The organism is Collinsella sp. HCP28S3_B9 (genome assembly GCF_052066095.1).
Classification (GTDB): domain Bacteria; phylum Actinomycetota; class Coriobacteriia; order Coriobacteriales; family Coriobacteriaceae; genus Collinsella.
On record NZ_JBQHST010000035.1, the window covers coordinates 1 to 26,800 of the forward strand.

General features: G+C 59.2%; 23 protein-coding genes. 7 read left to right on the forward strand and 16 right to left on the reverse strand.

The window, feature by feature from the left end:
• Nucleotides 1–73 (forward strand): IS3 family transposase (locus ACTNBB_RS08080; protein WP_441015707.1); only part of this gene is annotated, 73 nt, incomplete at its 5' end.
• Between the two features lie 120 nt (nt 74–193).
• Here ACTNBB_RS08080 and ACTNBB_RS08085 read toward each other — a convergent pair.
• Both ACTNBB_RS08085 and ACTNBB_RS08090 read right to left on the reverse strand, forming a co-directional pair.
• The gene (locus ACTNBB_RS08085; protein WP_154517834.1) at nt 194–1,246 is read right to left on the reverse strand and encodes a branched-chain amino acid aminotransferase; all 1,053 of its coding nucleotides are present in this window, start codon (nt 1,244–1,246) and stop codon (nt 194–196) included.
• 289 nt (nt 1,247–1,535) lie between these two features.
• Complete coding sequence (locus ACTNBB_RS08090; protein ID WP_154517831.1) at nt 1,536–2,183, reverse strand: VTT domain-containing protein; 648 nt, start codon at nt 2,181–2,183, stop codon at nt 1,536–1,538.
• A gap of 223 nt (nt 2,184–2,406) precedes the next feature.
• Between ACTNBB_RS08090 and cysE the strand changes: the two genes are divergently transcribed.
• A complete protein-coding gene (gene cysE / locus ACTNBB_RS08095) occupies nt 2,407–3,111 on the forward strand; it encodes a serine O-acetyltransferase (protein ID WP_441057719.1) in 705 nt (234 codons plus the stop codon).
• 108 nt (nt 3,112–3,219) lie between these two features.
• Here cysE and ACTNBB_RS08100 read toward each other — a convergent pair whose 3' ends face one another.
• The 4 genes from ACTNBB_RS08100 to ACTNBB_RS08115 form a co-directional block, all read right to left on the reverse strand.
• Complete coding sequence (locus tag ACTNBB_RS08100; protein WP_441057722.1) at nt 3,220–5,235, reverse strand: ABC transporter ATP-binding protein; 2,016 nt, start codon at nt 5,233–5,235, stop codon at nt 3,220–3,222.
• A gap of 1 nt (nt 5,236) precedes the next feature.
• Entirely contained in the window at nt 5,237–6,961 is a 1,725-nt protein-coding gene (locus ACTNBB_RS08105) for an ABC transporter ATP-binding protein (RefSeq protein ID WP_441057725.1), read from the reverse strand.
• On the reverse strand, nt 6,961–7,449 hold the full coding sequence (locus ACTNBB_RS08110) for a MarR family winged helix-turn-helix transcriptional regulator (protein WP_441057728.1): 489 nt from the start codon (nt 7,447–7,449) through the stop codon (nt 6,961–6,963). Before ACTNBB_RS08110 ends, ACTNBB_RS08105 begins: the two co-directional genes overlap by 1 nt.
• A gap of 181 nt (nt 7,450–7,630) precedes the next feature.
• A complete protein-coding gene (locus ACTNBB_RS08115; protein ID WP_441054516.1) occupies nt 7,631–7,921 on the reverse strand; it encodes a CDP-alcohol phosphatidyltransferase in 291 nt (96 codons plus the stop codon).
• Between the two features lie 291 nt (nt 7,922–8,212).
• Here ACTNBB_RS08115 and ACTNBB_RS08120 point away from each other — a divergent pair, with 291 nt between their 5' ends.
• Entirely contained in the window at nt 8,213–8,734 is a 522-nt protein-coding gene (locus ACTNBB_RS08120) for a nitroreductase family protein (protein ID WP_441016630.1), read from the forward strand.
• Nucleotides 8,735–8,973: 239 nt separating this feature from the next.
• Here the strand turns inward: ACTNBB_RS08120 and ACTNBB_RS08125 are convergent, their stop codons facing one another.
• The 3 genes from ACTNBB_RS08125 to ACTNBB_RS08135 form a co-directional block, all read right to left on the reverse strand.
• Entirely contained in the window at nt 8,974–9,393 is a 420-nt protein-coding gene (locus ACTNBB_RS08125; RefSeq protein WP_441016627.1) for a hypothetical protein, read from the reverse strand.
• A 239-nt stretch (nt 9,394–9,632) separates the two neighbouring features.
• Nucleotides 9,633–10,850: a helix-turn-helix domain-containing protein gene (locus ACTNBB_RS08130; RefSeq protein ID WP_441057731.1), complete on the reverse strand. Its 1,218-nt coding sequence runs from the start codon at nt 10,848–10,850 to the stop codon at nt 9,633–9,635.
• 266 nt (nt 10,851–11,116) lie between these two features.
• Nucleotides 11,117–12,151, reverse strand: a complete 1,035-nt coding sequence (locus ACTNBB_RS08135; protein ID WP_427719780.1) for a YeiH family protein — start codon at nt 12,149–12,151, stop codon at nt 11,117–11,119.
• A 193-nt stretch (nt 12,152–12,344) separates the two neighbouring features.
• Between ACTNBB_RS08135 and ACTNBB_RS08140 the strand changes: the two genes are divergently transcribed.
• Nucleotides 12,345–13,046, forward strand: a complete 702-nt coding sequence (locus ACTNBB_RS08140) for a GntR family transcriptional regulator (RefSeq protein WP_427719781.1) — start codon at nt 12,345–12,347, stop codon at nt 13,044–13,046.
• 112 nt (nt 13,047–13,158) lie between these two features.
• Here ACTNBB_RS08140 and glmS read toward each other — a convergent pair whose 3' ends face one another.
• Nucleotides 13,159–15,006 (reverse strand): glutamine--fructose-6-phosphate transaminase (isomerizing), encoded by a 1,848-nt coding sequence (gene glmS / locus ACTNBB_RS08145; protein ID WP_427728812.1) that lies wholly within the window; start codon nt 15,004–15,006, stop codon nt 13,159–13,161.
• 329 nt (nt 15,007–15,335) lie between these two features.
• Between glmS and ACTNBB_RS08150 the strand changes: the two genes are divergently transcribed.
• Nucleotides 15,336–16,448: a LacI family DNA-binding transcriptional regulator gene (locus ACTNBB_RS08150; RefSeq protein ID WP_441057734.1), complete on the forward strand. Its 1,113-nt coding sequence runs from the start codon at nt 15,336–15,338 to the stop codon at nt 16,446–16,448.
• A 113-nt stretch (nt 16,449–16,561) separates the two neighbouring features.
• Here the strand turns inward: ACTNBB_RS08150 and ACTNBB_RS08155 are convergent, their stop codons facing one another.
• On the reverse strand, nt 16,562–17,212 hold the full coding sequence (locus tag ACTNBB_RS08155; protein WP_441057737.1) for an HAD family hydrolase: 651 nt from the start codon (nt 17,210–17,212) through the stop codon (nt 16,562–16,564).
• Nucleotides 17,213–17,379: 167 nt separating this feature from the next.
• On the opposite strand from ACTNBB_RS08155, the gene ACTNBB_RS08160 reads away from it, so the two are divergent.
• Entirely contained in the window at nt 17,380–18,258 is an 879-nt protein-coding gene (locus ACTNBB_RS08160) for a hypothetical protein (protein WP_441057740.1), read from the forward strand.
• A gap of 119 nt (nt 18,259–18,377) precedes the next feature.
• Here the strand turns inward: ACTNBB_RS08160 and ACTNBB_RS08165 are convergent, their stop codons facing one another.
• The gene (locus tag ACTNBB_RS08165; protein WP_441057743.1) at nt 18,378–20,072 is read right to left on the reverse strand and encodes an ATP-binding protein; all 1,695 of its coding nucleotides are present in this window, start codon (nt 20,070–20,072) and stop codon (nt 18,378–18,380) included.
• A 476-nt stretch (nt 20,073–20,548) separates the two neighbouring features.
• Between ACTNBB_RS08165 and ACTNBB_RS08170 the strand changes: the two genes are divergently transcribed.
• Entirely contained in the window at nt 20,549–21,532 is a 984-nt protein-coding gene (locus ACTNBB_RS08170) for a DNA/RNA non-specific endonuclease (RefSeq protein WP_441057746.1), read from the forward strand.
• A gap of 128 nt (nt 21,533–21,660) precedes the next feature.
• Here the strand turns inward: ACTNBB_RS08170 and ACTNBB_RS08175 are convergent, their stop codons facing one another.
• From ACTNBB_RS08175 to ACTNBB_RS08190, 4 genes are all read right to left on the reverse strand, one after another.
• Nucleotides 21,661–23,736: an elongation factor G gene (locus ACTNBB_RS08175; RefSeq protein ID WP_154517778.1), complete on the reverse strand. Its 2,076-nt coding sequence runs from the start codon at nt 23,734–23,736 to the stop codon at nt 21,661–21,663.
• 297 nt (nt 23,737–24,033) lie between these two features.
• Nucleotides 24,034–24,798: an amino acid ABC transporter ATP-binding protein gene (locus ACTNBB_RS08180; RefSeq protein WP_427719752.1), complete on the reverse strand. Its 765-nt coding sequence runs from the start codon at nt 24,796–24,798 to the stop codon at nt 24,034–24,036.
• 37 nt (nt 24,799–24,835) lie between these two features.
• Complete coding sequence (locus ACTNBB_RS08185; protein ID WP_233502679.1) at nt 24,836–25,489, reverse strand: amino acid ABC transporter permease; 654 nt, start codon at nt 25,487–25,489, stop codon at nt 24,836–24,838.
• Nucleotides 25,490–25,627: 138 nt separating this feature from the next.
• Nucleotides 25,628–26,488: a transporter substrate-binding domain-containing protein gene (locus ACTNBB_RS08190; RefSeq protein ID WP_427719754.1), complete on the reverse strand. Its 861-nt coding sequence runs from the start codon at nt 26,486–26,488 to the stop codon at nt 25,628–25,630.
• Nucleotides 26,489–26,800: the final 312 nt, after the last annotated feature.

Below are 26,800 nucleotides of genomic sequence, written 5' to 3' on the forward strand. Positions count from 1 at the left end.
CACGAGGAGGCGCCAGGTTAAACTGAAGGGACTGACCCCGGAGGAGTTCCGGAGACAGTCCCTTGCGGCGTAGTTCTTATTTAAGCCGTCCAAGTTTTGGGGTGCAGTTCACGTAGTGCGCAGCGGGGGTTCTTTCATGCCCGAGGACGCGCCGGAAAGGAAGGTCGCCCTCGGGCCGAACATACAAGACAGCTTACGCGACGGTGTAAACCCAGTTGTGCTTATCCTCGACAGCACCAGACTGAATACCAGTCAGGGTCTCGCGAAGTTTCTTCATAACAGGGCCGATCTCGGTGCAGCCAGCCGGGAAGGTCACGGTCTCGTCGGCACCATAAACCTTGTTGTCAATCTCGCCGACCGGGGAGATAACAGCAGCGGTGCCGCACAGACCGCACTCGACAAAGGTGCCGGCCTTGACCTCGGCCCACTCGACGGGACGCTGATCAACGGTCATGCCCAGGTCCTGAGCGACCTGAACGAGCGAGCGACGGGTGATGGAGGGCAGGATCGAGTCGGTGTGCGACTGCGGAACGACGAGGGTACCGTCCTCTTTCACGAACAGGACGTTGGCGCCACCGGTCTCCTCGACATAGGTGCGAGACTCGGAGTCAAGATACAGGTTCTCGGCATAGCCCTCGCGATGGGCCTCCATCGTGGGCTTAAGGGACATGGCGTAGTTCAGGCCGGCCTTGATGTTGCCGGTGCCATGCGGGGCTGCACGGTCATACTCGGAAACGCGCAGCTTAACGGGCTTAAGGCCGCCCTTAAAGTACGGACCGACCGGAGTCACGAGAATGCGGAACGTGTACTCAGGAGCAGGAGCCACGCCAATCACGTCACCAGAGCCAATCATAAACGGACGCACGTACAGGGTCGCACCGGAGCCGAAAGGCGGAACCCAGGCGGCGTTGGCAGAAACGACCTGCTTGACGGCCTCAACGAACTTGTCCTTGGGGAACGGCGGCATCTCGAGGCGCTGGGCAGAGTTATACATGCGCTCAGCGTTCATGTCGGGACGGAAGCAGACGATGCTGCCATCCGCGGCGGTGTAGGCCTTCAGGCCCTCAAAGACCTCCTGGCAGTAATGGAAGATGCCGCCGCACTCGGAGACATGCATGGTGTGATCGGTGGTCAGGCCGCCCTCGTCCCACTCGCCATCCTTCCAATGAGCCTCGTAGCTGTAATCGGTCTTCATGTAGCCAAAGCCGAGGCTACCCCAATCGATATCCTTCTTCTCGACAGTCATATGTCGCTCCTTACATACACAGTTGCATACTCGCGAACCCGCACGCAAGGACCGAGGCCGACCGTGTCGCAACGTCGCACGCCCGGAGCGTAGAGCCGGACGGGACACGCGGGCAACATCGAAGCCGATGGCACGTCGATTCGCATGGACGAGATTGTACTCCCCGCGCGCGTCGGATAAAACGTTTTTCTTTAACTAAGTAAAGTATTTTCATTTGACCGAAACTAAAGAGGCCCGCCACCGTAAACGGTGACGGGCCTCAACGACGCGATTTGTGCGCCAGCTCGAACTACGCGTTCTGTTTGCCCAGCTTAGCCTTAACCAGGCCGACTACAGTCGGGATGATCGACACGGCTACGATGCCAATGATCAGCAACTCAAAGTGCTCCTGCACAAAGGGGATGCCACCAAAGAAGTAGCCCAGCAGCGTAAAGACCGTCGACCAGGTAATGCCGCCCAGCACGTTGTAGATGACAAAATTGCGCCAGTGCATGCCGCCCATGCCGGCAATGAAGGGCACAAAGGTGCGGATAAACGGGAAGAAGCGGCCGAGGAAGATGGCCAGGTGACCCCACTTGTCCAAGAAGTCCTCGGACTTTTTGATACGCTCGGGCGTCATGGCCTTGACCTTGCCCGAAGCGATGATCTTTTTGCCAAAGAAGTGACCGATCATAAAGTTGCACTGGTCTCCCAGGATGGCAGCGGCCCATGCTACGGCCAGCAGGGCCACGATGTTAAAGCCACCGTTATGGGCAAAGAAGCCCGAAGCAAACAGCAGTGAATCGCCGGGAAGGAACGGGAAGAACACCACGCCTGTCTCAACGAAGATAATGAGGAACACGCAGCCGTAGGCCATAAGCGGGCCGGCGGCGATCCAGCTGGCAATCGCGGTGCGCGGGTCTTTGAGTAGCTCGGCGATAAAATTGATGAAACCCATGAAGTAAAACCTCTCAGTTGTGGGCGCGGATACGTCCAAGTTGACCAGTATACGGTTGCGGTGCCCCCTCGTGCGCAACCCCACAAAAGCATGACTCCATTACCAGTAAGTTTGCATAACTGACACCTGTCATGCAAAGCCGCCAAGATTATTCTTCCTAATCCCTAGCGAATCGCTATACTTTATTGAATCGCATTGCCATGGCGCTAAGGGAGGGCGGCCGGTGAGCTTTATCAATACCATTCGCGAGGACATCAAGACCGTCCAGGCACAGGACCCCGCCGCGCAAAACGGTCTGGTCATCTTCCTTTCCTATCCTGGCCTGCACGCCAAGTGGAACCACGTGCCCGAGCACTGGCTGTGGGAGCACGGTCATCGCTCGCTCGCCCGTGTGCTCTCGCAAATCACCCGCCACATCACCGGGGTCGAGATTCATCCCGCTGCACAGATCGGCAAGCATTTCTTTATCGACCACGCCATGGGCGTCGTCATCGGCGAAACCACCATCGTGGGCGACAACTGCGTGCTCTACCAGGGCGTCACGCTTGGCGGCACCGGCAACGAAACCGGCAAGCGCCACCCCACCCTGGGCAACAACGTCACCGTGGGCACGGGCGCCAAGGTGCTCGGCAACATTCGCATCGGCAACAACGTCAAAATCGGCGGCAACTCGGTTGTCGTCAAGGACGTGCCCGACAACTGCACCGTCGTGGGCGTACCGGGACGCATCATCAAGCGCAACGGCTGCCGCGTGTTCGAGGAGAGCTTCGACGCCAAGCATCACCGCGAGTATATGCCTGACGATGCCGCCGAGCAGTCCGCCCTCAACCGTCAGGGCATCACCGAGAACGCCCGCCGCGTCAAAGAACTCGAGCAAGAGGTAGCCGAGCTCAAAGCCCTCGTTGCCAAACTTGTGGACGAACGCTAGACGCGGACGGCCAATGACAACATTCATGCCAGCGCAAAGGCGCGCCAGGGAATCTATCCCCGGCGCGCCTTATTTCCGATGCGACAAGGGGGCCGTCCCCATGTCGCATTATGCGAACTGGCTCAGATAGAGGTCGGCGTAGGCGCCCTCGGCAGCCAGCAACTCCTTATGCGTGCCCTGCTCGATAATGTTGCCGTGATCCATGACCAAGATCAGGTCGGCGTCCACGATCGTCGACAGGCGATGCGCGATCACAAAGCTGGTGCGCCCGCGCATAAGCGCGTCCATGGCGCGACCGATGGCGAGCTCGGTACGCGTGTCCACGCTCGACGTCGCCTCGTCCAGGATGAGAATCGCCGGGTTGTTGAGCAGCACGCGTGCGATGGTCAACAGTTGACGCTGCCCTTGGCTAATGCTCTCGGCATCGTTGGCCACCCGCGTGTCATAACCCTGCGGCATGGTGCGCACAAAGAAGTCGACCTGCGCGGCGCGCGCAGCCGCCACGACCTCGTCGCGCGTCGCCTCGGGACAGCCGTAGGCGATGTTTTCGGCAATCGTGCCATCGAATAGCCAGGCGTCCTGCAGCACCATGCCAAACTGCTGGCGCAGCTCGCCGCGGTCCATACAGCTCGTGTCCACGCCGTCGAGCGTAATGCGCCCGCCGTCAATCTCGTAGAAGCGCATGAGCAGGTTGATGAGCGTGGTCTTGCCTGCGCCCGTGGTTCCCACCACGGCGATCTTCTGGCCCGGCTCGGCGGTAAACGACACGTCACGCATAAGCGGCTTGTCGGACGAATAACCAAAACGCACGTGCTCAAAGGAGACGCGGCCCTCAATGCGACCCGGCAGCCTGGCAGCCTCACCCGGCAGCGGATCGGCTTCCATCTCGGGCTCATCGAGCAGGTCGAACACGCGCTCCGCACTCGCCAGCGCGCTCTGCAGCGAGTTGAAAGTCAACGACAGCTGCGTCATGGGCTCGGATGCCTCGTAGATAAACTGGAAGAACGCCTGGAACACGCCGACGGTCATATGCCCGGCAACCAACATGCTGCAGCCCACAAGTGCAATCACGATCTGTGCCAAGCGGCCGATAAAGCGCACCGCGGGACCGACGGCGTTAATCATAAAGTCGGCCTTGGTGCTCACGCGCGCCAGCTCCCTCGAGGCCTCGTGCACCTCGGCAGAGCTCTGATGCTCGCGGTTGAATGCGCGAATCACCAAACGGCCTGAATAGCCTTCCTCGACCGCGCTCGTGATTTTGGACACCCACTCCTGACGCTCGCCCGTCACATCATGCGTTCGGCGCGAAACCACCTTGGTCACCAGCAACGATACCGCCGTAAAGCCCAAAAAGACCAACGTGAGCTTGACGCTATAGACAAACATCATGATGATGGCACCCGTCACGGTACCGATTGATACCAGCAGCTGCAGCAATCCGCGCTGCATACTCTCGGACATCTTGTCCAAGTCGTTGGTCGCGCGGCTGACCACTTCGCCGGGTCGATGCGCGTCAAAGTAGGCGAGCGGCAGGCGGCTGAGCTTCTGCGCGATGCGGTTGCGCAGACGCAGGTTGAGTCGCTCGGCGACGCTCGACATCAAAAAACTCTGCAGCGCATAGAACGATCCGGCGGCTGTCCAGATCAAAAAGTAGACAAAGATGGTCTTACCGCACTGATCCCAGGTGATGCTGAAGGTCGTTCCGCTGGCAAACGCCACCTGTATATGGCCCCACAGCTCGTCGATAACATGAGCGCTATATGCCGGCGCGGCGGTGTTAAAGATGACGTAGAACACAATGCTCGCGAATACAATATAGAAGCGCCAATGGTCGCCGGCGGCCTCGCTCCACAAGCGGCGCACCGTCGCCCAGGTGTCCCGGGGCGTCTCGTCCTCTTCTTCGTCGTCCACGTCGCGCATACGCTCTGCCTCGGCACGGGCGCGCTCGTCCTCGGCACGCTCGTTTTCCTCGTACAGTGCCTGGCGACGAGCCTCGCGCTCGGCCGCGGCCCTGGCGGCGGCATCCAGCTCGGTCGACGCGGCAGACTGCTCGACCGCTTCCTCGGCCGCGTCCACAACGACGGCATCGATAGCGTCGCTGCGCTTCTTGAGCTCCTCGGTCATGCTACTCACCTCCCTTCATCTGCGATTCCGCGATGGCGCGGTACACCTCGCAGGTTTCCATAAGTTCCTCGTGCGCGCCCAGGCCCACGACCTCGCCATCCTTGAGCACGACAATCTGGTCGGCATGCAAAATCGTCGAGATGCGCTGCGCGATGATGAGCACCGCGGCGTCGCGCGTCTCGTCCTGCAGCGCATGGCGCAAGGCCGCATCGGTTTTAAAGTCCAGGGCCGAAAAACTGTCATCGAAGATATACAGATCGGCATGCTTCATGAGCGCACGGGCGATTGCCAGACGCTGGCGCTGGCCGCCCGAAAAGTTCGTACCGCCCTGGGCAACCGGAGTATCGAGCCCCTGCGGCTGATCGAGCACAAAGGTGCTCTGGGCAACCTGCAGCGCATGAAGCATGTCCGCCTCGGTCGCGTCCTCGTTGCCAAAGCGCAGATTGCTTGCCACGGTGCCCGAGAACAGCCACGCCTTCTGCGGCACATAGGCGATGCGCCCGCGAATCTCATCTTGCGAAAGCTCGCGCAGATCGATGCCGTCCAGGCGAATGGCGCCCTTGGTGGCATCGTGGAAGCGCAGCAGAAGCTTTGCCACCGTCGACTTGCCCGAGCCCGTCGAGCCCACAATCGCGGTCGTCTGACCGCGACGACAGGCAAAGCTCAGGTCGCACAGGGTGTCCTCGTCGGCATCGTCAAAGCGAAACGACATGTGGTCGAACACGGCAACAGCATCCGCATCGTCCTCGGAGGCGGGCGCCCCGTCACCCAGTGTACGCTCGCCGTCCACGATGCTCGGTTCAATCTCCAACACCTGCTGCGCACGGTTCAGGCACGCGGCAGCACGCGGAAGCGTCAGCACCACCATCTGGGCCATCATCACAAAGAACAGGATCAGAATTGCATACTCCAGCACCGCCGAGATACTCGCAATCTGAATGGCATGGGCGCCCACCCGGTTACCGCCCACCCACAGCACCGCCACCTCGGCGATGTTCATCAAAAAGAAGGTGGAGCTGTCGAGGCCCACAAACAGGTGGTTGACCTTGATGGCGTTGGCCGCGTAATCGCTGAACACCTCGTCCAGGCGCTGTTCCTCACGACGCTCCTTGTTAAACGCACGGATGACGCGCACGCCCACGATGTTCTCGCGCAGCACCACGTTCATGCGGTCGATAAAACCCTGCAATCGCATAAAAATCGGCGCCGCATTGGCAACCGTAAAGACCGCCGCAACCAGCACGATCGCAACCACGACGCCCAGAAGCACGCCCATGGCCGGATCGATGAGCCAAGCGAAGATGATGCCCGCCACCGCCAGGAACGGCACCGGCAGCACCAGCTGAATCGTCTGAAGGACCGCCTGTTGAATCACGTTGATGTCGTTAAGTGAGCGCGTGATCATCGATCCGGTGCCAAAGCGCTCAAAATCGCTGGCAGACAGCTCGAGTGATTTGTCGTAGACGGCATTGCGGATGTCGCAGGCCACGTTAGCCGCCAGACGCGCCGAAAGATAGCAGCCCAGCACCGTGCCGCCGCTAGCCATGCTCGTCGCGATAAACATGTATAGGCCGTTGCATAAGATGTAGTCGACATCGCCCGTGGTAATACCGGTGTTGACCATGTTCGCTAGCATCGTGGGAACCAACAGCGTACCGACGTTATCCACCAGCAGCGCCAGCAGCGTCACGGCGACAAGCCCTCGATAGGGCTTCAAAAACCTCATTAATAGTCGCACGACTCACCCTCACCTTGATTCTCGGCAGCGATATGCTGCTTAAAGACATCGCACTCATCGCCGAGCGCATGGGAAAATTTTTCGATTAGGCGCATGATTTCACGCTGTTCCCAGGGCTCGAGCACTTCGAAGGCCTGTTGCTCGGCTTCTTGCGCCGGCAGCGCATATTGCTCGGCAAACCGCATGCCCGCTTCGGTCAAACGCACAATCTTGTTCTTACGGCTGCCTTCGGCAAACTCCAACGTTGCAAAGCCCCGCGCCGTCAAGGTTTTAATTGCCGAGTTGATGGTCTGCTTGCTGTAGAACCATTCGCTTGTCAGACGGCTTACGGCAATACTGCCGCCTGCCGTGCTGGTATCGACGAGCATCCAGTAAGCGCAGTCCGAAAGGCCGCAGGCGCGCGAGAACTCCGAATAGATATGGTCGAGTCTATTGAGCAACCGGTCGAAGTCGACCGGCGTAACCGCGCTATTCATCTATCCCACCATTCGATTGTCCGATTTTTGACCAATTTCGTGTCTCTAGATTAGTCCGAGTTTTGACTATCGTCAACAGGCTCTCCGCAAATGCCTACACTTTTATGGCCTATCGACAGAAAAAGACCGCCGGCGCGGGGGCGGCGCCAGCGGTCACGTGAAAATCGGGTTTCATTGCCTGTTAAGCGGCGACGGCCTCGTAGACCGTAGCGCCCGAGAAGCTATCGTGCAGGCTTTTGCCGCTGATCCAAGGCAGCTCGACGACCTCGCAGAGCGTGTTGACCAGCTCGGAGCAGTCAGTAAAGTGGCCCTTATCGTTGAGGGCCTCGCAATCCTGAACACGCCAATAGCCATCGGTGTGCGTGATGTAGTACTCGTGATCGTCAATCGTCACAAAAGCGCGCGTCTTGGAACGCAGCAGCTTCAGAAATCCTTCGAAATCGGTCTCGACGACATCTCCAGCCTGGAACATGATAGTTACCTCCTGGCCCAGCGCACCACGGCGCGTTGATAAACGTTGGTACTCCTTTAGTAAAACCTTTATCAGAGGTTATGCGTTCGTCATTTAGGCAAGTGGTAAAAACCGCAGGGCAGACGGGATAAAACGTTTAATCATCCCATTGGTTTGTCACATTTTGAAGGTACTTTTATGCAAACCTACTTTCCCAATTGGAATCTATCCTTTTGCCGGGCAATTGACCGTCTATCGTTGAGCCCGACGGGTATGAACGGGGCATCTGCAACGCCACCGCAAGGAGACACCATGGAGACTATCGAAGCGCTCATTCACCGCCGCAGCTGCCGCAAATACAGCGATCGTCCCGTCGAGGCCGAAAAGCTTGCACGTATTATCGAAGCCGGCCAATATGCACCGAGCGGTATGGGCCGCCAGCCGGTGACGTTTGTCGCCGTCACCGACCCCGCGACCGTCGAGCGTCTCTCACAGCTCAACGCCCAGGTCATGGGCAGCAACAGCGACCCCTTCTATGGCGCCAAGACCGTTGTGGTGGTGCTGGTTGACCGCAGCGTGCCCACACATCTGGAAGACGGCTCGCTCGCCATGGGCAACTTGCTCAACGCCGCCTATGCACTGGGTGTCGATTCGTGCTGGATTCATCGCGCGCATGAGGTCTTTGACTCGCCCGAGGGCCTGGAGCTGCTGGCCAGCTGGGGCCTGCCCGCCGACGGCAGCCTGCGCGGTGTCGGTAACTGCATTCTGGGCTATGCCGAGGACACGCTACCCGAGGCAAAGCCGCGCCGCGACAACGTGGTGTACGTTAGGTAATTAGTTCCGCCGTTCTACCGAACGGCGGAACTGCTGACGCTGCGCGAGCCGTATTCACGCCAATCTGACGTTCGATTTCGAGGGCGCGACCAGAAGGTCAACGCCCTCTCATTTCACGTCACCTTGGCGCAAATGCGGCCCGCTCTCTGTTGGCGACTGACATCGAATGAGCTGCTGATGGCATTCGACACTTGGGCAGCTAAAAGGCCCCGTCCCAAATTTGCTACCCCACTAGCAACTTATCTTGCCGATGGATTTGTCGTCGTTTCATTCGTTCGAGTCGCTTTGGCGCCATCGCCCTGTTCGCCCTCGTCCTTTTGCGCATCGGCGATGGTGGAGGCCGCCGCAACGATACCGCGCTGGGGCGCGACGCCCGTCTGGGTCTGAACGCCCTCGACAACTTCTGTGCCTGCATGCGCGAGCTCGGGCGACTTAAACATTGCGTCCAGATTGGCCCCGCCGCCGGCGTAACCGAGCGCCGCGAGCGCGATGACAATCACCGCGACAACGACCGCGATCGGAACATAGCGATGCCAGCCTGCGGGATTGAGGCCGCTACGGCGAGCAGCGCCACGGCTAATGTAGCCGAGCGTTCCATCGTGCTTGAGCTTTGACCCCACCACACGCTTACGGCCCCACAGCGATGATTCGGCCTGCATGGCCAAGCGAGCGCTTGCCGAAGGATAACCATATTTAGTGCGTTTGAACGAGCCATCAAACCCCGAGGCGCTTTTGCCCCACGTCCGTGAAGTCGTGCGACGGTTGACCGGCGCCGCGGGCTTTCGAACCCGATTTGTTTTTGAAGTCTCCGCCATACTCCCCGCACGCCGTAACACAGTCGAAACAATACTGCTTTGGACTGTATCACACGCGCCGCGCGCGGTCACGGGCGCCTCGCTTAACGGTCGTCGTCCTTCAGCAGGCGCCACAGGGTCGTACGGCTTATGCCTAGCACTTCGGCAGCTCGGGTCCTGTTGCCGTGAAGGTGACCTACGACCAGCCGCGCGATATCGCGCTCGGTATCGGCCAGTGGGCGCAAGATATACAGATCGCTATCGAGCGTCGGGGCACCAAAGGTCGCGGTCTTGATAACGTCCTCCTGAGCGAGCACCTCCTCCGCCACCGCCCCCTCGGCCGTACCCATCCTCACTAATATATAAAGTCGTTCCGAAACCTCACGAAGCTGTAGATAGTTACGGGGCCATCGATAGGCATCGAGTGTCTTTGCCGCCCCGGACGACAAGGCGGGTGTTGCCGTCTCAAACATATCTGCCAGATACTCCAGATAGCGCGCAACCTTTTCCGACGCGCCGCCCTGCTCGGCAATCGCCGGCGCCACACTCACTGCACAGGCCAGACGCTCGGTTACAAAAGCAGCCTGATCGCTTTCGCCGCCGCCTGGCATGTCGTTTGCCGTCAACACCACATGGCAACGAGTTGCGAGCGCCGTGTCGATCATTGCGGACACGAGCTCGCGCAGGCGTTGGGGGCCAACAGCATGCCAGCCGCCCATGCAAAGTGTCAGCCCCGTTTGGAATAGCGGCGATTCGGAACTTTTGAGCAGATGGCGCCAACCGCGATCCGTAAGCTCATCGAGCGCAACGGACACAAAGGGCTGGTCGGCATAGGGTCCATCCAGGTACAGGCGTTTTGCAATCTGATCCTGTCCCGCGCCCAGCTCGCCCTCGAGCATAAGGGGCACTCCGCGCGCATAGCTCTCCCGTACGGGGGCAGCGACCGCTGCCGCGTCTTCGACGATGCCGTACGCGCTCGATTCGTAGCGGGCCTCAACTTCGTCGGCGTTGAGCCACTCGATGCCCGCATGCGCCGCGGCGGCGCGCACCTCGCGGACCACGATGACCCAAAGGCCCCCGCCCTCTTTGTCGGTGGGGCGAACGGTCAGGCTCAGGCGCGTACCCGCACGCCCCATAACCAGACGCGCGCCGTCTCCTATGCGGTCGAGGCGCTCAGCGACAAAAGCCGCCACATCCCGCTCAAGCGCCGCGTCATTCATGGTCGAGATCGCGACGTCCCCACGCGCATCGATTGCCAATGCCGAGGCCCCGGCAGCAGCTAGGGCATCGCTCAAGATCTTCAGCTTGGCATCGCTATCCATGATTTGCCCCTGTCCGCTGCGACGTACAACCGCCGACGGTCGCACGACCGAGTGTTTCAAAATTGAACGATATTGCTCACCAAACACTATAGGGCAGAAAGCGCCGTCCTGCGAGTATAGGTGTTGCCCCGCATCGCCATCCTGGCGGGGCGATAAGAGCTCTTCGGGATCTATTAACCTGCGGACAAGCCATACCCGCAAGAGCTCCTATCGCTCCACCGCGAGGATGCGGCCACCAGCAACCAGCACGTAAATGGGCTACTTCTCTACCAGATTCCCAGCACGTGCTGCATTCCCAGACCCATGCACGCAATGCCAATCCAGCAGCAAAAGCCCAATGCGATGGGCTTGCCACCTTTTTTGACCAGCTCGACGATATCGGTATTAAAGCCAATAGCCGCCATGGCCATCACGATAAAGAACTTCGACAGCTCCTTGATGGGCGCCGTAACGGACGCGGGAAGCTGAAACACTGTGGTGACCACACTCGCCAGCACAAAGAACAGCACAAACATGGGAAACGCGCGCTTAAGGGAGAACGTGCTTTTGGCGTCGCCGCCGGCCTTGCGCGCCAGATGCATCTGCCAGCATGCGAGGACCAACGTGATGGGAATAATGGCCAGCGTCCTGGTGAGCTTGACTACCGTAGCGCTCTCGAGCACATTGGCGCCAGGATGCATACTGTCCCAGGCGCTCGCCGCAGCCGTTACAGACGAGGTGTCGTTGATAGCGGTACCGGCAAACAGGCCAAAGCCCTCGTTGGTCAGCCCAAGCATGCCTCCAAGCGTTGGAAACACGAGCGCCGCGATAACGTTAAACAGGAAGATGACCGAAATAGCCTGGGCAATCTCGCGATCGTCGGCATCGATGACGGGCGCGGTCGCGGCGATGGCGGAACCGCCGCAAATCGACGAACCCACACCCACAAGCGTCGCGATCTTGCCCGGCACGTTCATAACGCGGCAGAGCACAAAGGCGATGACGAGCGAGGTCAAGATCGTAGCCACGATAATCGGCAACGACTGGGCGCCTTTGGACAGAATCTGCGAGAGGTTCATGCCAAAGCCAAGCAGGATAACCGCGTACTGCAAGACTTTTTTAGACGTATAGGTGACGCCGGCGGCGAGCTGTTCGCGACGATTCTTGGGAAAGACGAGCGCCAGAACCATGCCAAAGAGGATGGCAAATACCGGCCCACCGACCACCTCAATCTGTTTGCCGAGCAACGACGCAGGGATGGCGATGATCAGGCAGAACAAGACACCCTTCCAGCGCTCGCGTACGATATTTACCAGTTGCATATGGGATTCCTTCTTTCTATTTCACGTTTGCGATGGCTTATGATACGGCAACATCGAGCACAGCCATACGCAAAAACAGACTAAGATGCCGCAATAGTCCTCGGGCAACAACCGAATTACCCAGCGCGGAGAGCTGATTCGCGGCATAATTAACAATTGACATATGAGTGTGATAGAACAGTTGCGAGGCACTATGGAAGAATCGATGCACGTCGGCGAGCAGGAAACGAGCCTACAGGACCAGTCCTACCACACCATTCGACGCAAAATAGTCTACCTGGACTACAAGCCGGGCGAAAAGTTGGGCGTCAAGCAGCTTTGTGACGACCTAGATATGGGGCGCACCCCTGTGCGCGAGGCACTGGTGCGTCTGGCGCAAGAGGGCCTAGTGCGCACCGTGCCCCAAAGCGGCACCTATGTCTCGCCCATCAACCTCACCCTTGCCGAGAGTGCCTGCTACATTCGCGAACACCTGGAAAAGCAGGTGATTGTGGAGTGCTGCGCCCGTGCCACCTCGGTAGGCATCGAGCAGCTCGACCGAGCCATCGCGCTGCAGGAAAAAGCCATGGCCGAAGAGGACCGCATCGGCTTCTTTTTAAGCGACAACCTCATGCACCGCATGATCTTTAGCATCGCGTGCCGCAGCACCGTGTGGTCGTGGCTCGAGGCGACCAATGCCGACCTGGAGCGCTTCCGCTGGCTGCGCGCCGCTACGCAGGCGCTCGACAATCAGGAGATTGTTAACGAGCACAAGCAAATCCGCCGCGCCATCGCCGGTCGCGATCCTATCGAGGCAAGCTTTTTGGTCAGCAAGCACCTGCATATGATGTTCCGCAACCAGACCGAAGTCCTGGACCAATATCCCGAGTACTTCGAGACCAGCAAGCTCCGCTAACCTGCCAAAAAGGGACAGGTTTATTTTGGCAGGTTTTATCTGCGCAAATGCAACAAGGCCCGGCTCCGCTGCAACGAAGCCGGGCCTTAGTTGTTAGGACGTAGGAACTCGATTACTCTACTGTGACACTCTTGGCCAGGTTGCGGGGCTGGTCAACGTCGCAACCGCGCAGGATGGCAACCTCGCGGGCGAGCAGCTGCAGCGGAACGCTCGCCGTGATGGGGCTGAATACGTCACGGACGGCCGGCACGCGAATGATGCAGTCGGCGATCTTGTTGATTTCCTCGTCGCCCTCGGTAGCAACGACGATGACCTTGGCGCCGCGCGCCTTGCACTCCATGAGGTTCGACACCGTCTTGTCGTATGTTGCGCTTTTGGTTGCAACCGCGATGACGGGGAAACCCGGGTCGATCAGCGCGATAGGGCCGTGCTTCATCTCGCCGGCAGCATATGCCTCGGCATGCAGGTAGCTGACCTCCTTGAGCTTGAGCGCGCCCTCGTAGGAAATGGCGGCGCCCATGCCGCGACCCACGAACAGTGCAGACTGCGCGTCCTTGCAGACGAGCGCGGCCTCGTGCACGGCCTCGGTCTGCGTATCCAGGATCCACTGGATCTGCTCGGCCGTATCGGAAAGCTCGCGGAACAGCATGCGCGCCTGCTTGGTGGTCAGACGGTACTTAACCTGCGCCAGCAGCAGGGCCAAAAGCGTAAGGCTCACGACCTGACCGATGAAGCTCTTGGTCGAGGCAACTGCAATCTCCTTGTTGGCCTTGGTGTAGATAACGCCGTCGCTTTCGCGCGCCACCGGGCTGCCCAGCACGTTGGTGATGCCAAAGACCTTGGCGCCCTTGATGCGCGCATCGCGAATGGCGGCAAGGGTGTCGGCCGTCTCGCCCGACTGGGACACGGCCACGACAAGCGTTGTCGGCGTGATGATGGGGTTGCGATAGCGGAACTCGCTTGCCGCCTCGACCTCGGTAGGAATACGAGCCCAACCCTCAATAAGGTTCTTGGCGATAAGTCCGGCATGGTAGCTGGTGCCGCAGGCAATCACATACACGCGGTCGATATCGTTGAGCTCCTCGAGCGAAAGGCCCAGCTCGTCGATATCGAGCTCACCGGCGGGGGTCATGCGGCCCACCAGGGTATCACGCACGACGCGAGGCTGCTCATGGATCTCCTTAAGCATAAAGTCGGGATAACCGCCCTTTTCGGCCATATCCAGGTCCCAGTCGATATGGGTAAGCTTGGGCTCAATCACGTTGCCAGCCTCGTCGGTATACTCGACGCCTGCGGGCGTAAGCTTGGCAAACTGACCGTCTTCGAGCACCACGACATCGCGGGTGGCATCGATAAGCGCGATCACGTCGGAGGCAACGTAGGAGCCGGTTTCGCCGACGCCGACCACAATCGGGGAGTCCTTGCGGGCCACGGCGATCACGCCGGGCTCATCGGCAGAAACGGCGGCCAAACCATAGGCGCCCACCACGTGGGTGCAGGCCTCGCGCACAGAAGCCATCAGGTCGTGTGTCTCGGCATAGGCTTCTTCGATCAAGTGCGCAAAGACCTCGGTGTCGGTCTCGCTCTTAAAGTGATGGCCGCGGCCCTCCAGCTCCTCACGCAGCTCGGCGAAGTTCTCGATGATGCCGTTGTGGACGATGGCGATGCGACCGTCGCAGCTGGTGTGGGGATGGGCGTTGACAACGGAGGGCTTGCCGTGGGTAGCCCAGCGGGTGTGGCCGATGCCGCAGGTGGCGTCGCTGTCGACATTGGTAAGTTCGCTCTCCAGGCCCGCGACCTTGCCCACGCGGCGAATGACGTCGAGGTGAGCCGCCGTGCCCTCGCCCACCTCGAGTGCGACGCCCGAGGAGTCATAGCCGCGATATTCCATACGCTTAAGGCCCGTGACAAGGATGTTCTTTGCAATATCAGAGCCGGTGTAGCCGACAATTCCGCACATAGGATAAATCCCTTCGCTCGCGTGACTGCAAAACGTCCACGCACAAGGGGCGCTGAGACGTATAACGTTCGAGTATTGTACTCACGCAAGCGCAAGCTGATATACCAGAAGTGGTATCTCAACTTAGATACCACCCGATGCACACACGTTCAGCCGGTCCAAACCACCACAAAGGTGCCTGTCCCCTTCGTGGTGGTCGCGTTGGCAATAGCGTTTCCCCAGATAAAACCTGCCAAAATAAACCTGTCCCTAATTGGCAGGTTTTGACACCCTAGGGACGGGCGATGCTACAATCTGGCTTGTACTTGAAACGCATCAAAGGGGCCGCTATGGCAAAGGTAAAAATCAGCGACGTCGCGCGCGAGGCAGGGGTCTCGCTGGGCACGGTATCCAACGCGCTCAACCATCCCGAAAAGCTGCGCCCCGAGACCCTCAAAATCATCAACGAGACCATCAATCGCCTTGGCTACCTGCCCAACCAAAGCGCCCGTCAGCTCGCAGGAGGCACCACCAAGTCCTTTGGCCTGGTCCTCCCCCGTCTCGACCACGGCTTCTCGCTCCAAATTGCCAGCGGTGCCCATAACGAGGCCCGCAAGCACGGTTACGACCTGCTTATCGCCAACGCCGATAACGACGACATCCTCGAAGACCACTACCTGCGCTATTTTATGGGCACCCAGATGTCCGGCGTCATGGTTCAGCCCATGGTATCCCCCGATTGGCACCCCGCCATGACCAGGATGCCCGTGCCGATTGTCCACCTGGACATCCACTGTTCCGAGCCCGGTTACTACGTGGCCGCCGACAACGAGGCACAGGGGCGCATTATCGCCGAGCTCGCCATTGCCCGCGGCGCACGCCATATCACCGTTGTGGGCAGAGCGGCATTTATGCAGCTCACCCTGCGCGTGCTTGGCATTCACAAGGCCCTCGCCCTTCATCCCGACATCAAAATTGAGGTCATTGACGCCGGAGAATGGAATACTGCAGCCGACGGCTACAGTATCGGCACCCAAATTGCCGAGCGTTCCACCGATGAGCGTCCGGATTTTGTCATCGGCCTAACCGACGTATTGGCCTCGGGTGTTATCTCGGCGTTGATCGACAAAGGCATCTCCGTCCCCAAGCAAGTTCGTGTGGCCGGCTGCGACGGCAACCCGCTTGCATGGAGCGGCGCAGTACCGCTCACCACCGTAGCACCCCCGGGCTACGAGATTGGCCGCAAGGGTGTCCAGCTGCTCATGGAGCAAATCGAGAGCAAGGCGCCGACAAAAACCAAACGCGTCCGCATCGGCTCCGCCGCACGCACCGTCACCGAGGTCACAGCCGCCGAGGACACCAACCGTCAGGAACTCGTACGGCCGTTCCTGCTCGAGCGCACCAGTACCCAGGCAAGCAGCCAAGCCGAAGCCACCGCCATCAACCTGGGCGCGTATCTATAGCACGTCGACCAGTATGCCAAAACGCCGCTTAAGCATAAGAGGCCCGGCCATTGCCGGACCCCTTATGCTTAAGCGTAAATGTGGGCAATTGCCCGTTTCAACGCCGCAGCTGTCTAGCGCACGGCCTTGACCGCCTCCGTAAGGTCGAACAGCGTATCGAGCACGGCCTCGCAGCCATCCACCACATTCTGCGGCAGCGGCACAATGTCGGGGACGGCAAAGACATGGCAGCCGGCCGTAATACCCGAGACGCAGCCGTTGCGCGAATCCTCGACCACAGCGCATTCCTCGGGAGCAAAGCCCGCGCGCTCGCAAGCGAGCAGATACATCTCGGGGTCGGGCTTGCCGTGCACGACGTCCTCGCCGCAGGTCACCGTCTCAAACTTGTCAAAGAGGCCGACCATCTTAAGGTTGCGCTCGGCCGTAGCGAGGCGCGACGACGTCGCTAGACCCACGTGATAGCCCGCAGCCAACAGCTCCTCGAGGCACTCGGCGGCACCGGCCTTAAGCTCCAAATCGGTCTTGACCATCTCGTCGCGAATCTCCTTGTGGCGAACATAGATCGCCTCGGTGGTTTCATGGCTGCCGTAATGCTTATCAAGGATGTCCATGACATCGGGCAGAGTGCGGCCGATAAACTGATGGATCAGCGCATCATCAATCGCGACCCCCAGCTCGGCAGCGCCCGCCTTCCATGCCTTGATGCCCAAACGCTCGGTATCGACCAGCGTTCCGTCCATGTCAAAAATCACAGCCTTGATCATATCGGTCCCCTCACCGGATTGCATTACGGCCACTCTAGCGCACTTTACAAACTTGTATATAACGTATATAGCATATTGCACTATCGTTACATAGGCAGAAGTCATATGACGAGCAGTCCGATAGGATTATAGTTTTCGACCGAGTACTCGATGGTAAGGATCGTTTCATGCTTTCAGACACTACCGCACCTGCAAAGGAGCTTCAGGACAAACTCGCGGCGCTCGAACAGCTGCTTTTGGCATACGGACGCGTCGCCATCGGCTTTTCCGGTGGCGTCGACAGCAGCTTTTTGGCCGCGGTCTGCGCCCGCATCATGCCTGCCAGCACGCTTCTCGTTCACCTCACCACGCCGCTCATCGGCACGCCCGAACAGGCCTCGTTTGAGCGATCCGTTGACAGGCAAACCAATGAGGGACCGCATTTTAAGCTCCCCGTGCTCAATCTTTCGGTCGATCAGCTGCAGCTCCCCCAAGTAGCCTGCAACGACGCCAACCGTTGCTACCACTGCAAGCACGCCGGCTTTACCGCCATCGTCAACCACGCTAAGTCGCTCGGCTTTCCCACCGTCATCGATGGCAGCAATGCAAGCGATCGCGGTGACTACCGTCCCGGCATGCGCGCTGCCAAAGAGCTCGGCGTACGCTCCCCTCTTATGGAGGTCGGCTTTACCAAGGACGAAGAGCGCGAGCTGTTGCGCGCATGGGGCTATCCCGTTTGGAGCCTGCCGGCGGGAGCCTGTCTTGCCACGCGCGTCCCCACAGGCGAGGAGCTTACGCACGAGAAGGTCGATTTAATCCGCGCCTGCGAGGACTACCTGCACGATCTTGGTCTGGCGCAGGTACGCGCGCGCTTGGTCGGCGGCTGCATGCATATCGAGGCCGCTCCCGCAGATGTCGCCAAGATTGCCACCCTCGGCGGTGCTACCGTCAATGCCGAGGGCAAGACCCCGCTGCCCGCCGCCATCGAGTCCGCGCTGCGCGAGCTGGGCTGCGCCCACATCTCCCCCGAGGTCACCCCCTACATCCACGGCAACATGAACCAGTAACCTGCCAAAAAGGGACAGGTTTATTTTGGCAGGTTTTATCTTGGGAAAATATCGCGAGGCAGTCGCCCCTCTAGCACCCATCAAACTTCGAGAGACGATAGAGGGGCATTCGGCTGCATCTACTTCTTCCGATAGCGGCGGTTGCGGCTCGTCGATGAACCCATTACTTCGATGAGCCCTTTATCCGCCATTTTTGGCAGATGGTAGCGGACGGACGAAATTTTGACCCCCGATGCAACCGCTATTTCTCGCGCCGTCATATCCACTTCGGCGCTGAGAGCCTCCAGGATCCTATCAGCCGTCGAAGCTGACGGTTCTCTGCTCATATCGATAATCTCAAACGTGTCTTTGCCACATTTTGACAGGACATGTTTATCGACAAGATCCCCGCAGATCAGGCGAATGTCATCCGAATCCCACTTCAGGGCCTCTCGTATTTTTTGAACATCGCATACGCACCCATGCTCCCGCATAAACATGAGCAATGTTTCCTCGCGATCCGTCAGCTCGGTGCCCACATGGCTCTGAATCCACGTGCGGTTTTCAGCAAGCTCCGCCCCGTGCCGGGAAAGCAGAACCGTAAACGAATCGGCCTTAACGATAAATTTCGGCCTTCCAAGCGAACGAGACTCCATCTCGCGAATCATAGCCGGGATACCAGATCCCTGGCTTTCTGCAACGGCCCCCTCGGCATGCTCTAACGGCGTCGCCCCCATTAGGCTCATGAGCTTTGGGTTTCGGCAGCGCGATTCCCCGTCTGCAAGATTGTCCACCGTCTTTCCACCCCAAAGCCCACCGGGGTTTTTGATCTCTATTCTGTCTGGATAGATATCGACACTCACGGCCTGCCCCACAAACATGGGCGAATATTCTCGATGGATGCAGGCATTTGCCAAGGCCTCGCGCAAAACCTCCTGGGGAACTTCCCAATCCTCCCTTCTGCCAGCGCCTTGCACTATCGTCGCTTTGCGCAAGTTTCGTCCAATCGCGGCAAGGGCATCTTCGATGCAAGCCGGAATCGGGCCATCGCACAACTGGCGGTCAATAAACCGGGGTTGCCCGGGTGCAGATTTTTCCACATCGGAATGAACGGCGACATCGATCATCAGTTTGGGATAGAACTGCTGGGGGTAAATTCCCGCCGACAGAAGCCCCGCGAGCTTCACGGCGCCATCCTTTGTAGTGATATTGAGTCTGACCAGCTGCTTTTCCAGCGTATCGGCCCCGCGCAAAACGCGCGGGGTCTGCAGCCGGCGATTTGCGATAATAGACCGCACGACATCTGGATCCAAATCCTCGACCGTTGCCTCCGAAACCACCGTACCGTCTGCATCGCTCGGAAGCAACGCGCTCTGCAGCTCATATAGCTCAGCGGGTGACATCTTGATATCTTTATCATCCACGCGCTTGTAGCTACCGTTCTGCACGCCGCGCGCGCCGATATAGCAAGGCTTCGCTTTAAGCTCAAGTTCAAAGATGCGCACCAGAAGCACCTGGAGCCCGTCGACCTCGCCTCGATCAAGCTCGTACCGCGGCGCATGGGTCACCACCGCCGCTGAGCCTCCGTCTCCGATACCCGAAACAAACTGATCGCGCGCCCTATCGATAGCAAAGTGAGCCGAAGGAACAAATCCTTCGGCTTCGTTCAGGCCCAAAATAATGAGCCCACCCGCAGTGTTCGCAAAAGCGCTCACTGTCTCCCATACGTCTGCGCTCAATTTATTCGTGCAGGCTTTAACTTCTACCGATTCGTCATCAGTCCCCCGCCTGCGAAGACGCTCAACAATAAGGCCAAGAGGTTCATCCAGCAGCATTGGCATTCCGTCTCTCTAAAACGATAGATTTATCTCTCTAAAGTATAGTATATCTCTCTAACTTTAGAGAGATAGGCATCTTATTTTAGAGAGAAATTTAGAGAGATGCATCAAATTCACTGCTAGATTTCCTAATGTTATCTCTTTAACTGACCTTCTCTTTAAAGAGATATCTAGAGAGACGAGCGCAATCTCTCTAATCAAGGGCTCCACTCTTTAAGGTGCACACTTCCTAACCGTGCCCTAAGTTGCGGTGAAATAACTCACGATTAGCCTGCCAAAAAGGGACAGGTTTATTTTGGTAGGTTTTATCTGGGGAAACTCCGAATAGCCCCACATGTATAACCGCTGCAGCTCCATATGAGGCAAATGAATCCGTAGCGTTTGTCCCAAATCTTAAGTATTTGTTCGATAGAACGGCCCTCGGCGGCTCCTGCTAGACTGGTAGACTCCCAACCGTCCGTCCAGGAGTCACCATGTCGCGCAAGTCCGCCTACAAGCAAGCACTTTCTATCGGCACCGCTGTGGTGCTGGGGTTTGCGCTGTTTACGGGATCGCTCGACGGGGCGCCCAGACTGCTCTCGCCGCAAAGTGATGAACAGGCGGCGGCTCTGGCCGAGAAGCAAGACGAGAGTCCCAGCCGCACCGACGACGAGGCAGACCTGGTTGCCCGACTCGAATCGGGAACGGCAAACTCCACAAACTCCCAAAACAGCCCGAACTCTGGCGACAAGCCACATTCCGCCGCACCCGACACCGGTGATGACGCTTCCGCGGACAGCGCCGCCACCCCCATCGACGAGGTCGAAAACCCCAATCTCGACCGCGCCCGCGGCGTATACCTCAGCAGCATTCCCGACTACGCGGGCAACCCCTATGTTGCCCTGCGAGCCGACAGCACGCACCCGTTGGGCACACCATCATTCACGCTCGATGAATACGAGCACGCCGCCGAAGAGGGCTGCTTTAAGAAGTTCTCCAAGCTCGACAGCCTGGGCCGCACCCGCAAAGCGCTCGCTTGCGTGGGCCCCGAATCGCTCGGTCAAGGCGAGCGCGGCGATATCTCGCGTATCCATCCCGCCGGATGGCGCCAGCAGCGCTACGACTTTATTCCGGGCCAGAGCCTCTACAATCGCTGTCACCTCATCGCCTGGTCGCTCTGCGGCGAAAACGCTAACCGCAAGAATCTCCTCACCGGCACGCGTTATCTCAACGAAACGGGCATGCTGCCATTTGAGGAGCAGATTCTCGGCTACATCCGCGAGACGGGCAACCATGTGCTCTACCGTGTCACGCCCATGTACAACGAAGAGGAACTCGTCTGCCGTGGCGTGCGTCTTGAGGCGCAATCGGTCGAGGACCACGGCAAGGCCCTCTGCTTCCACGTATATTGCTACAACCTGCAGCCGCATGTGCAGATCGACTACGCTACCGGCCGCAATCAGGCCTCGGGAGACTAGGGCTGGCCAAGCTGCCCCAAAACTTAAAATGAACCGTTTTCCTCCATCCCCCAGGGATCAAAAAGGGCCGCCTGGATTGCCCAGAGCGGCCCTTGCATCGGCATGTATGTTACAGACAACGCCCAACGCTACTTGGCACGGCCCTCCTCATAGCGCTCGACCAGCTTGGCCTGAACGTCATAAGGCACCTGCTCATAGCCCGCAGGCTTCATGGTAAAGTCGCCCGTGCCGCGCGTGATGGAGCGCAGACGCGTCGAGTAATCCGTCAGCTCGGCGAGAGGCGCCTGAGCGATAACCACGGTGTCTCCGCGCTCATCGGTCTCCATACCCGTCACGCGACCGCGCGAGGCCGAGATGTCGCCCATCACGGCGCCGGCGTAGCTCTCGGGGATAGTCACCGTGATTTCCTCGATGGGCTCCAGCACCACCGGGTCGGCGTCGGCGCATGCCTTGCGCAGGCCGATGCGGGCCGCCGCGCGGAACGCCATCTCGTTGGAGTCGACGCTGTGATACGAGCCGTCGTACACAGCCACGCGAATGCCCGTAAGCGGGTAGCCGGCAATGATGCCGTCCTTCATGGTCTCCTGAACGCCCTTGTCCACGGCGGGAATGAGCGAGCGCGGAATGCGGCCGCCTACGACCTCGTCCACAAACTCATAGCCGTCGCTCGTACCGTCGGGCCCAATGAGCGGCTCTACGCGCAGCCAGCAGTCACCATACTGGCCGGCGCCGCCGGTCTGCTTCTTGTGGCGGCCCTGGGCAGTTGCCGTGCGGCGAATGGTCTCGCGATACGGGATGCGAATCGGCACGCTCTTGGCCGCGACCTTGGTACGGTCCTCAAGACGATTGAGCAGGACCGAAACCTGCGCCTCGCCCACCGCCGAAATGATGGTCTGGCCGGTCTCCTCGTCGCGGTCGATGCTCATGGTCGGATCGGCCTTGCATGCCTTCTCGATAAACGTGTAGAGCTTCTCTTCGTCGCCGCGATTCTCGGCCTCGATGGCGATGCGGTACTGCGAGTTGGGGAACTTAAACGCCGCAGCCTCGACCTTGCCGGTAATCGAGAGCGTATCGCCCGTCTCGGCCGCCAGCTTGGGCGCCACGATGATATCGCCGGCATAGGCGTGACCGACCTCGGTCATGTCGCGGCCGCACATCACATACAGGTGAGCCAGACGATCGCTCTTGCGGGTGCGCGCGTTGATCAGCTCAAGGCCCGGCTCAAGCGTGCCCGTCAGCACCTTGATGAAGCTGATGCGACCCTGCTGAGGATCGGCCAGGGTCTTAAACACAAACGCCACCGGGCGGTCATCGTCGCTCGAGATCTTGAGCGAATCACCGTCGATGAGCGGCATCTCGCCGTAGTCCGTCGGCGCCGGGAAGTACGTGGCGATGTCGTCCATCAGCGAGTTGACGCCCTGCTCCTTAATGCAATCGCCCGCAAAGACCGGCACAAAGATGCGCTCGGCGATCGCCTTCGACAGCAGGCCTTCAAGCTCCTCCTGCGTCAGCGTCTCCTCGCCTTCCAAGTACTTCATCATCAGTTCGTCGTCAGCCTCGGACACCAGCTCGCACAGATGGTCATGGGCCTCCTCGGCCTGGGCACGATACTCCTCGGGAATCTCCGACTCAACGGCTTCGGCGCCGTTGCAATGGCGCGCCTTCATGCGCACCAGGTCGATGATACCGTCAAAGTCCTCGCCCTCGCCCCAGGGAAGGGTCACGGCGCCCAGGCGCGTGCCAAAGCGCTCCTGCAGCAGGTCCATCGTGGTCGCAAAGCTGGCCTCGGAGCGCGACAGGCGGTTTACGAACACCGCACGCGCCAGACGCAGGTCCTCGGCGGCATACCAGAGCTTAACCGTCGTAGGCTGCGGGCCGGCCTCGGCGTCGACCACAAACAGAGCCGTCTCGCAGACGCTCATCGCGGCAAAGGCGTCGCCGATAAAATCGGGGTAGCACGGGGCATCGAGCACATTGATGCGCGCACCCTTCCAGTCGATCGGCGCAATGGTCGTCGAGATGGAAAACGCACGCTTGACCTCTTCTGGGTCATAGTCGAGCGTGGGCTTGGTGCCGTCGTGGCCGCCCAGGCGGGCGGTCTTGCCGGAAAGGTGGAGCATGGCCTCGGCGAGTGAAGTCTTGCCCACCCCACCTTGGCCTACGAGCACCACGTTCCTTACGTTACCGGTCTTGGGAGCACCCATGATGACCTCCTTGCAGGGCCGCGCGCAATGCGCGACGCCAACGGGGAGAGTTCGCGGTCGATGCCGTCCCGGGAGCAGCATGGTCGGCAGCCGATCCGGCTCACCCTCCAAATGTCCTATGCCACCACCCTACCCTCGCGGGAGACTGTCCATGCACACCTTTCGGCGCACGTATGAATACGGGCGGCGAGAGGAGGGGGCAAACGCCTGAGGCGGTTATTAAGTCCCATCGGCGCAAATAAAAACCGCCGCAGGCCATAAGACCTGCAGCGGTTTCGCCTCAATGTCTGCTTGAGCCTATCCCTCGATACGGCTCAGGAACTCGCGTGTGCGCCGTTCGCGCGGATGACCGATAACCTGCTCGGCAGGACCCTCCTCTACAATGCGACCGCCGTCCATAAAGACCACGCGATCGGCAACATCGCGCGCAAACTGCATCGCATGGGTCACGATCACCATCGTCATATTCTGCGCGGCAAGGTCTTTAATGACACGCAGCACCTCGGCCGTTAGCTCGGGATCGAGTGCCGAGGTCGGCTCATCGAAGAACAAGATCTCTGGATCGAGCGCCAAGGCGCGCGCAATACTCACACGTTGCTGCTGACCGCCCGAAAGCTCGCATGGCACCTTGTTCTCGTTGCCCGTAAGCCCCATCTGCGCGATCAACTCACGCGCACGTGCTTCGACCTGCTCGCGCGGGCGCTTGAGCACGCGGATCGGAGCGTCGGTAATGTTTTTCATCACGGTATAGTGCGGGAACAAATTGTAGTTCTGAAACACCAGGCCAAAGCGCGAGCGCGCCTGCTTGGGCACATCGCCTTTCGCATACACCGTGCCCGATCCCGCATCCGTCGCAACGGCTAGATCACCAAACGAAAGCGAGCCGCCGTCAAGCGTCTCGAGCAGCGTGGCGCAGCGCAACAGCGTTGACTTACCGCCGCCCGAAGGTCCGATAATCGCCACGACCTCGCCGCGCTTTACCTCGAGCGAGATATCCTTGAGCACCTCATTGCCACCAAACGCCTTGCGCGCGCTCGTTATATTCATTACCGTTCCGGACACGGGAACCTCCATGTGTTGAAAAGCACGACGGAACAGGCTAGTCGTGGTAGTAGTCAAGTCGCTTTTCGGCGGCGCCCAGCAGCATCTCGACCACAAAGTTAAAGACCCAGTAGATCAGTGCCGCAATCGCAAACGGCACCATGCTCACTTGAGAGGCAACCAGTGCCTTGGCCGTCGAGAACATCTCCCCCACGCCGATGGCAAACGCCAGCGACGTGTCCTTGACCAGCGTGATGATCTCGTTGCCCATCGCCGGCAAAATGCGCTTGGCGACCTGCGGCATCACAATGTACAAAAACGTCTGCAGGCGTGAATAGCCCAGCACCTCGGCGGCCTCATATTGACCACGCGGGATAGACTGCAAACCCGAGCGATAGATCTCGGCAAAGTAGCCGGCATAGTTGATGATGAATGCCACGACGCACGCTGTCCACTTGGAATCGGGCGTGAGCGAAATACCAAAGACATAATACGGAGCAAAGTAGATGGCAAACATCTGCAGCATGAGCGGCGTACCGCGCATGACCGAAATGTAGATGCGCGCAATCCAACGCAGCGGCGCGATTTTGCTCATGCGCATGAACGCCACGGGAATTCCCAAGGGAATCGAGCCCAACAGCGTGAGCACAAACAACTGCAAACTGACCAAGAAACCCTGGCCAAGCATCTGCATCATGACTTGAATAGACAACCCAAGCTCTCTTTCACAGCAACAGAACAGCAGGTGTTAATTGAAATAGGCACAGTGCCCAAGATTGCGAGCGACAAGCCCGACGAAGCGTACTTTGGTACGCGAGGAGGGTTGGAGCCGCAAGGTTGGGTGCTGTGGCTATTTCAAAACCCAGTTGTCGAAGGATAGACCGTAGCTCGCATACTTGTCGCACAGGTCCTTGACTGTACCGTCCTCATAGAGCGCCTTAAGCGACTCGGTCACGGCGTCGGCCGACTTGGTGTCGCCCTTTTTAAAGCCAACGGCGTAGTGCTCGCTGGACAGCGGCTTGTCAAGTTGCGTATAGGCATCGGGCTTGGCGGCAAGCTGATACTGGGCGATCGAAAGGTCGCAAGCCACCGCATCGACCGCGCCGCTCTCGAGCTGCATAAAAGCCGTGTTGTACTCGCCGATGGTATCGAGCGTGGCAAACGTCGCCGCCAGATCCTTCTGGTCACCCTCTAGCACATCCTGTGCGGCAGAATCGGTCTGGGTAATCACGGTCTTGCCGGCAAGGTCGTCCCAACTCTTGATGCCCGCATCCTTCTTGACCACCAGCACCTGCTCATTGAGCATGTACGGCTCGGAGAACGTGTAGTCGTCCTCGCGGCCCTCCATGGTAAAGCCGTTCCAGATGCAGTTGATGGCGCCCGAGTTGAGCAGCGTATCCTTGGCGTCCCAGTCGATGGCCTCGTACTTGACCTCCCAGCCCTGCTTATCGGCAACTGCCTTGGCCAAATCGAGATCAAAGCCGGTGTACTCGCCATCGTCGCCCACAAAGCCATACGGAGGATAGGACTTGTCAAAGCCCACCACGAGCTTCTTAGACTCCACAACGCCCTTGGCGTCCTTTGCCGCGGCAGAGCCGGCAGTGGAACCCTTGTCGGCACCACCGCCGCAGCCGACAAGACCAAGGCCAAGCACCGTGGCGAGCGAGCCGGCTAGACCAACAAACTGACGACGAGACATATCGGTATTCATGGTATTCCCCCTTGATGGCACTTTAGCTAAGTAAAGTGAGTCATGTAACGTTCAGAATCATACACTTTACCTTGATAGAGTACAAGGGAGAAGTTGCCCGGCGCGGGCGGGGAGCGGCGCGTAATTAAGTTTATCGCGAGTTCCGCACGCAAAGGAAAGCACTTAATGTGCTTTCCGTCTTGCGCAGGACTGTAGAGCAGGAAACTTAATTACGCGCCGCTCCCCGCCCGCGCCGGGCAACTTCTCCCTTGTACTCTATCAAGGTAAAGTGTATGATTCTGAACGTTACATGACTCACTTTACTTAGCTAAA